Consider the following 6,923-nt stretch of genomic DNA (forward strand, 5'->3'; position numbering starts at 1 on the left):
AAATTGTGTTTGATGATTATTTGCCCCAATGGAATTATACTGCCAAGCCACAGGTATGATAATTCTGGATCTTATTTAATCCATATTCCTAATTCAATTACGAATTACGAATTACGAATTATTTTGATGAGATGCGATCGCTTCATACCTTGATATACATTTTTACCATAATTAATTCATCTCATTGTCTCAGCTAGAGATTTTTTATTCTCATTAGGCTATCTTCATAAGCAATGGGCATTTTGGCATTGTCAAAGGAGCCACAAAAACAATATTATTCACCCTACTTACAGATGATAAAAACACCAGCTATTATGACTCAATACTGATTAGCGTAAAAAAACTTGTATATTAGCACAGGAAACTTAAATCCTAATAGAGGAATAAAAGATGCTGGAATTATTGGGTTCAGGTTTGGTGTCGCTTTGGCTGGAAATGGCCGGGGTACAAATCAAACCTCTAGATGCCTTAGATGCTTTGACTTGGCAAAGTAGTCCTGGCTTAGTTCTTGCCCCTGATCCCAATCCAACTGGGGCGACTAAGGTGCAGGAATATCTGAAAAAGCTCATAACATCAAAACTAGTCGCCCAAAATCTAGCTGAGAGTCAGGGAATTTGGATGCAGTCAGGGCCGATGCTGATGGCAAATCACCAAGGTACAACACCTCTGCCCGCTGCGTCTTTAACTAAAATTGCCACTTCACTAGTTGCGTTGAAAGCTTGGGGGCCAGATCACCAATTTGATACTTTAGTAAGTGTCACTGGGCCAGTGGTGAAAGGGGTTGTACAGGGCGATTTGGTGATTACTGGTGGTGGCGATCCTTTGTTTGTTTGGGAAGAAGCGATCGCTCTTGGTAATACTCTCAATAAAATGGGGATCAAGCAGGTAAAGGGAAATTTGATCATTACTGGCAATTTTGCCATGAATTTCCAACGTCAGCCGATGCTAGCCGGTCTAATACTCAAGCAAACACTAAATCGTGCGACTTGGGGACGCCCTGCTGTTTATATACACTCAATCATGCCCAAGGGAACACCCAAGCCTGAAGTCGTGATTGCTGGTGCGGTGAAAGTTGCGATGCAACCCAATGCTCAACAAACTTTGTTACTACGTCATCGCTCATTACCCTTGAAGCAACTAATCAAAGAAATGAACGTTTACAGTAACAACGATATGGCAGAGATGCTGGCAGAGTCAGTGGGAGGAGCAAGTGTAGTCCAATCAACCGCTGCTAGCCTTGCTAGGGTGCCACAAGTGGAAATTCAGTTAATCAATGGTTCCGGACTAGGCCAGGAAAATCGCATTTCCCCCAGGGCTGCTTGTGCAATGTTGATGGCTATTCAAAGGGAAGCAACCACCCATCAACTGAATTTGGCTGACTTGTTCCCCATGTCTGGGTTTGATCGCCGGGGAACACTGCACGCCAGACACATTCCGCCAGCAACTGTGATCAAAACTGGTACTCTCCGCGATGTGAGCGCTTTAGCGGGAGTGATGCCCACACGCGATCGCGGTTTGGTTTGGTTTGCTATTATCAATCGTGGTACAAATCTCTGGGGTTTGCGGACTGGACAAGACCAATTACTGCAAAGTGTTGTCCAACAATTACAAATCCCTCCAACTGTTCCCGCTACTCTCACTCCTCACTCAGCCATCAACTCTTTACCTCAGCTAGGTGCAGCCAGTCGGAATGAAATCTTGAACAAAAGTTAGTTCATCCATAATCCACCGTTCAAACAGAGAGTGAGACAGTCTGATTCGCAATCCAAAAGTTTTATTGATGGGTGAAAACCGAACTTGTAAAGGGTGAATGTCCATAATAGCTTTTGGGTTAGATTTTCCATTAAGTTGATTACAGATAGTTCGTAAAATGCCCTAACCCAGTAGTGGAAAGAGCAGGAGAAACTTGAACTCAAAAGCCAACGTCAATTTTGTAAAAATAACTGTAAATAGATTTGTCACGACTAAGCAACAATTAGGCTTATAAATTAGGTTGTGATTATGCGATTTCCCAAATTATCTCGGTCTTTACGTCAACTCAGTAGTCATGTTTTAGCGATCGCGCTAGGAGTTTTGCTCACGGTTAGCACATTGCAGGTGTTACCATCCCAAGCTGAACCAGCACCTATAGTCACTGCTGGAGATAGTTCAGAAATCATTGCCCAACGCCAATCACCAGCCACGGCTGCCATAAATAGCACCAGCTTTGTCACAGCAGCAGTGAATCGAGTGGGCACAGCAGTTGTCCGAATTGATACTGAGCGGACAATTACTCGTCGCGTTGATCCATTTCTAGAAGACCCATTTTTCCGTCGGTTCTTTGGTGACGGTTTCTCTCAACAGATGCCTTCTGAGCAGTTACGCGGTTTAGGCTCAGGTTTCATTATTGACAAGAGCGGCTTAGTTTTGACCAATGCTCATGTGGTCGATAAGGCTGATAAGGTAACAGTCCGACTCAAAGATGGTCGCACCTTTGAAGGGAAAGTTCAAGGTATTGATGAAGTCACAGATTTGGCAGTAGTCAAGATTAACGCTGGTAATGATTTACCAGTAGCACCCTTGGGTTCATCCACTAATGTACAGGTAGGAGACTGGGCGATCGCAGTTGGTAATCCTTTAGGATTTGATAACACCGTTACTTTGGGAATTGTCAGTACTCTCAAACGTTCCAGCGCCCAAGTCGGCATTAGTGATAAACGCTTGGACTTCATTCAGACAGACGCCGCCATTAACCCTGGTAACTCTGGCGGGCCACTATTAAATGGTCAAGGTGAAGTGATTGGCATTAACACAGCCATTCGTCCTGACGCGATGGGTATTGGGTTTGCGATTCCTATTGATAAAGCCAAAGCGATCGCAGCGCAACTGCAACGTGATGGTAAAGTTGCTCACCCCTATTTAGGTGTGCAAATGCTAACTTTGACACCGGATCTTGCCAAGCAAAATAATACCGATCCCAACTCTCCGATTCAAATACCAGAAATTAATGGTGTTTTTGTCATGCGAGTTGTTCCAAATTCTCCAGCTGCATCTGCGGGTATCCGGCGCGGGGATGTAATTCTGCAAGTTGATGGTAAAGCAATTACCAGTGCTGAACAATTGCAGAATGTTGTAGAAGACAGTCGCCTTGGTCAAGTATTACAGGTGAAAGTGCAACGGGGTAATCAGACACAGCAGCTTTCAGTCCGCACAGCTGAGTTGCAAAACGCGTCGTAGGGGCAATATAGCCTATTTTAATTGTGTGGAATAGCAAAACGGGCGGTTAGAAACCGCGTAGACACAAACAAAACCCACGTCCGTGGGTTTCAAAACCTTGATTTGACTTTAGTCCGCGCAGGCGGACTTTGCCTGTATAGCTGCGTTCGCGTCAGCGTGCCGGAGGCTCTATTCCATTCGCCAAAGCTTAAGTTGACACCAATGACTGGCGTAATTCTGCAATAACATCTTGGGCTGACTGATGCCGAAATTTACCTGCGTGGAAATCAGCTAGGGTTTGTTGGGCATCTATAGCTATTTCTGCACGACGGTTTTCGTGGTGACGATTTTGTAAAATCTTGATCAGCATTTCTTGCTGTTCGGAGGAAAGTTGCAAAGCGTCTTCTAGCACTTGATCGAGAGTACTCATAACGATTTCAAAATGTTAAGAAGTCTAAATTACTTACCAACACTTAATACCAGACCTTCATGGGCTAGTATTGCCTGAGGAAAAGCAGATTTAATATCGATCTGAACCTGGTCAAGAAAATCATCATGATCATCTGGGTGATGATGAGAAATTGCTAAACTTTGGACGCCAGCACTAAGAGCTGTATTCACCGCAGCTTGCCAGAGTAAATCAGCAGAGTCATGGTTGTGAGACGTAGGGGGAGTGTAAGTGGCATTGGCAATCAGCAAATCAACGCCTTTAATAAACTCTAAAATCCGCTCTTGCTCCACTTGATCAGCATTCTGGTGCAAATCCGTGATGTAAGCAACACTATACTCTTGCCAAGTAACTCGGTAGCCAACTGACCGCTGAGTTTGATTAATTAATGCAGTTGTAATGGTGACAGCATCTAACTTCACCTCACTGTCTGGAGTGAGATTATAAAACTGCAATTCCGACTGCATTACCTGTAAAGGGTAAGGAAAGTGTGGCTGGAGCATCTGATCGTACAGACATTGTTTGATTGAGGCTCCATTTGAGGCAGCTGTGCCATAAATGTGAAAACAATTTTCTACAATAAATGCTGGAGCAAAAAAGGGAAACCCTTGAATACGATTTGATTGGCAGTTGGTAAAAAATAAATGGGCTTCTAGTGGCTGTTGTAGTTCTTGCCAAGTTTTACCTAGTATACGTAAGCCAGTACCGCCATCAAAAATCAAGCGTTTCCCAGCGACCTGCATTTCTAGACAAGCGGTATTACCGCCATAACGATTGGTGTTGCTACTTGGAGTGGGAATCAAACCTCTCACACCCCAGAATTGCACGAGAAATTCACCTGATGGACTGCTTGGCAGGGTAGCTGACTTTTCAGGTATGTAGCTTTGGGAACCCGACAACTCAAAATTTGACATTTTTCTTGAAATTAGACCTTACTGAGCAGGTCATCGTAGCGCCGTACTTCCAACAGCCTGTTTTTTTCGTCCACAATGACTACCGTAGGAGAGTAACTTTTTAACTCTTCTGGAGTGAACTGCCCGTAAGTCATTATAATCAAGCGATCGCCAATAATGCCTAGACGTGCTGCCCCCCCATTTAACTCAATTATTCCTGAATGGGCTGGAGCCGGGATCGCATAAGTAATAAAGCGCTGACCGTTGGCATTATTAACTACTTGCACCTGCTCGTAGGGTAAGATACCAGCTTTTTCCAAAAGCATTTCATCGATGCTGATACTACCCACATAGTTGATATTCGCCCCTGTGAGGGTGCAGTTATGAATTTTTGCCAAAAGGAGAGTACGCTGCATTTTGGTTTAGGGTTGGTGGCAGTTTTTGCGATCCGTAACAAGCGAAAGTTATCAAAGTGAGGAGTTAGGAATAAAAATTCATAAATCTTAACTCCTAACTCCTAACTCCTCTATTATCCTCTATAAGCTTTGACGGATTTTTCTACTAAAGCTGCAACCTTATCCACATCTTGCCAACCAAGAATTTCAGTCACCTTTTTTTCCAAATTTTTATAACTACGGAAAAATTCAGCAATTTCATCTAAGCGGTGTGGCGCTACGTCTTTCAAGGATTTTACCTGAGTGTAGCGTGGATCTTTGTCAGGAACACAAAGGATTTTCTCATCGCGATCGCCACCGTCAATCATCTCCAAAAAGCCAATCGGTCGTGCAGCAATAACACAACCTGGAAAGGTCGGCTCATCAATTATGACCATACCATCTAGGGGATCGCCATCATCAGCCAAAGTATTGGGTACAAAGCCGTAATCATAAGGATACTTTACCGAGGAATAAAGTACTCGGTCTAAAGCAAAAGCTTCTAGTTCCTTGTCGTATTCGTATTTATTTTTACTTCCGCCAGCAATTTCGATCAAAACGTTGATTAGACCCGGTTTCGGTTGGGCAGGAATACGAGATAAATCCACAAAAAACTCCTCTGATAACAGTGAATCATGGGGGCACTCAGTCAGCTTCGCTCCCCGTGTAGAATTTTAAGGCAATATGGATCTCTTCCCAAGGTATTCATTCCACGGCACGCATTGCCTTTCCCATCCAAAAAATGGAAAAAGCGTTACGAAGTTTACTCGTAACGCTTTTTCCAAGAGGGTATTATGGATATCCTCTGCCCTTGATTGCTGTTGGAGGGATTTCTGCCCCTATTCTGTCAAGACAACTGAAATCTGGGGTAACACAATACAGATTCAACTTATTCCTGATGAACAACATTTACATCTACAGAGGTTGTCTCAAAATCAGTTTTCTTCTTTTTGTAGCTCTCCTACTGGTGGAATACTAGTGGGAAGCTTTATCAATCTTTACTGCCTTGTAGGTTTTGGATCAGGGGTTGCTGGTTATTTTGGACATCAGTTGAAGAATAGTGGGCGATGACAAATACAGGTAGGATAAGAGTCAACAGAGCGATCGCAGTTCCCACAATGTCTGCCAAACGTTGGGAATATGTATCGGCATTGGCAGACTGGCTATTTGAATTCATACAAAATTGAAGTTCTTCGTAACACTGTGTAGGTCTACTCTCTGATTGAGAGTCTCGATTCCATTTTAGCTATTTTTAAACTGTAAAATGTGTAGCATTCTACAACTTAAACCAGTTCTAGAACTGTCATAATAGCATTTTTATACATGGACTTCTTAATACAAACTTACAACTAAACAAATCATGTTTTATTTTGTAATTAATATTTTCAGATGTTTCCCTGTATGGTGTAACGGTTTGCATACGCAAAACCAACTTTGACAGCATCATAAATTACATTTTTTCGCTGTTTAAAGATTAATTAGCAAAACATATTTGTCCGATACTTCATCATTATAACATCCTACAATGCCTTTGATAAGGTCATTTTACTGGAATTGCTAATTTGTGATACAGGACACAAAACCGCGAAAGCACTGATAGACAAGCAGTACTTTTGATTGTTATGCGGTAGTTATACATAAAAATATCTGACACCACAGAATAAATGGGTAGGAATGATTTTTATAACCAATGATAGCCACCGAATAAATACAGATACATCAATATTAGGCAGCATATATTCAGTGATATCACTAAACAAATATTTAAGAATCTAAAGTTTCAAATCTATTTAATATCACAGTATTTTTGTCAATCTATATATAGGTAGAGTAAAAAATGTTTTGAGAAAATAGCGTAGATGGTTATGTCAAACTTTGCTCATATCTGAAAAAAATACTTAACGCGATGTGCGACTTAATATTCTGTAACAAGATCGTCGAACTGAAGTGGGT

At 42.2% G+C, this 6,923-nt stretch carries 7 protein-coding genes; 2 read left to right on the forward strand and 5 right to left on the reverse strand.

The genetic code is table 11. The features are described from left to right. The first annotated feature begins 390 nt into the window (after window positions 1-390). Together ABF638_RS36180 and ABF638_RS36185 are read left to right on the forward strand one after the other, a co-directional pair. The gene (locus ABF638_RS36180; RefSeq protein WP_435027587.1) at window positions 391-1,713 is read left to right on the forward strand and encodes a D-alanyl-D-alanine carboxypeptidase; all 1,323 of its coding nucleotides are present in this window, start codon (window positions 391-393) and stop codon (window positions 1,711-1,713) included. A gap of 288 nt (window positions 1,714-2,001) precedes the next feature. Further along, a complete protein-coding gene (locus ABF638_RS36185; RefSeq protein ID WP_435027588.1) occupies window positions 2,002-3,216 on the forward strand; it encodes an HhoA/HhoB/HtrA family serine endopeptidase in 1,215 nt (404 codons plus the stop codon). A gap of 187 nt (window positions 3,217-3,403) precedes the next feature. On the opposite strand, the gene ABF638_RS36190 is transcribed toward ABF638_RS36185, so the two are convergent. The 5 genes from ABF638_RS36190 to ABF638_RS36210 form a co-directional block, all read right to left on the reverse strand. Continuing rightward, the gene (locus ABF638_RS36190) at window positions 3,404-3,625 is read right to left on the reverse strand and encodes a hypothetical protein (protein WP_435027589.1); all 222 of its coding nucleotides are present in this window, start codon (window positions 3,623-3,625) and stop codon (window positions 3,404-3,406) included. Between the two features lie 29 nt (window positions 3,626-3,654). Beyond that, entirely contained in the window at window positions 3,655-4,557 is a 903-nt protein-coding gene (locus ABF638_RS36195) for an MBL fold metallo-hydrolase (RefSeq protein WP_435027590.1), read from the reverse strand. Between the two features lie 11 nt (window positions 4,558-4,568). Further along, entirely contained in the window at window positions 4,569-4,952 is a 384-nt protein-coding gene (gene panD / locus ABF638_RS36200) for an aspartate 1-decarboxylase (protein WP_181932051.1), read from the reverse strand. A gap of 113 nt (window positions 4,953-5,065) precedes the next feature. Further along, complete coding sequence (locus ABF638_RS36205; RefSeq protein ID WP_069069694.1) at window positions 5,066-5,578, reverse strand: inorganic diphosphatase; 513 nt, start codon at window positions 5,576-5,578, stop codon at window positions 5,066-5,068. A gap of 383 nt (window positions 5,579-5,961) precedes the next feature. After that, window positions 5,962-6,147 (reverse strand): hypothetical protein, encoded by a 186-nt coding sequence (locus ABF638_RS36210; protein WP_435027591.1) that lies wholly within the window; start codon window positions 6,145-6,147, stop codon window positions 5,962-5,964. Between the last annotated feature and the right edge of the window lie 776 nt (window positions 6,148-6,923).

It is taken from the genome of Nostoc sp. CALU 1950, from assembly GCF_051172895.1.
Taxonomy (GTDB): domain Bacteria; phylum Cyanobacteriota; class Cyanobacteriia; order Cyanobacteriales; family Nostocaceae; genus Nostoc; species Nostoc edaphicum_A.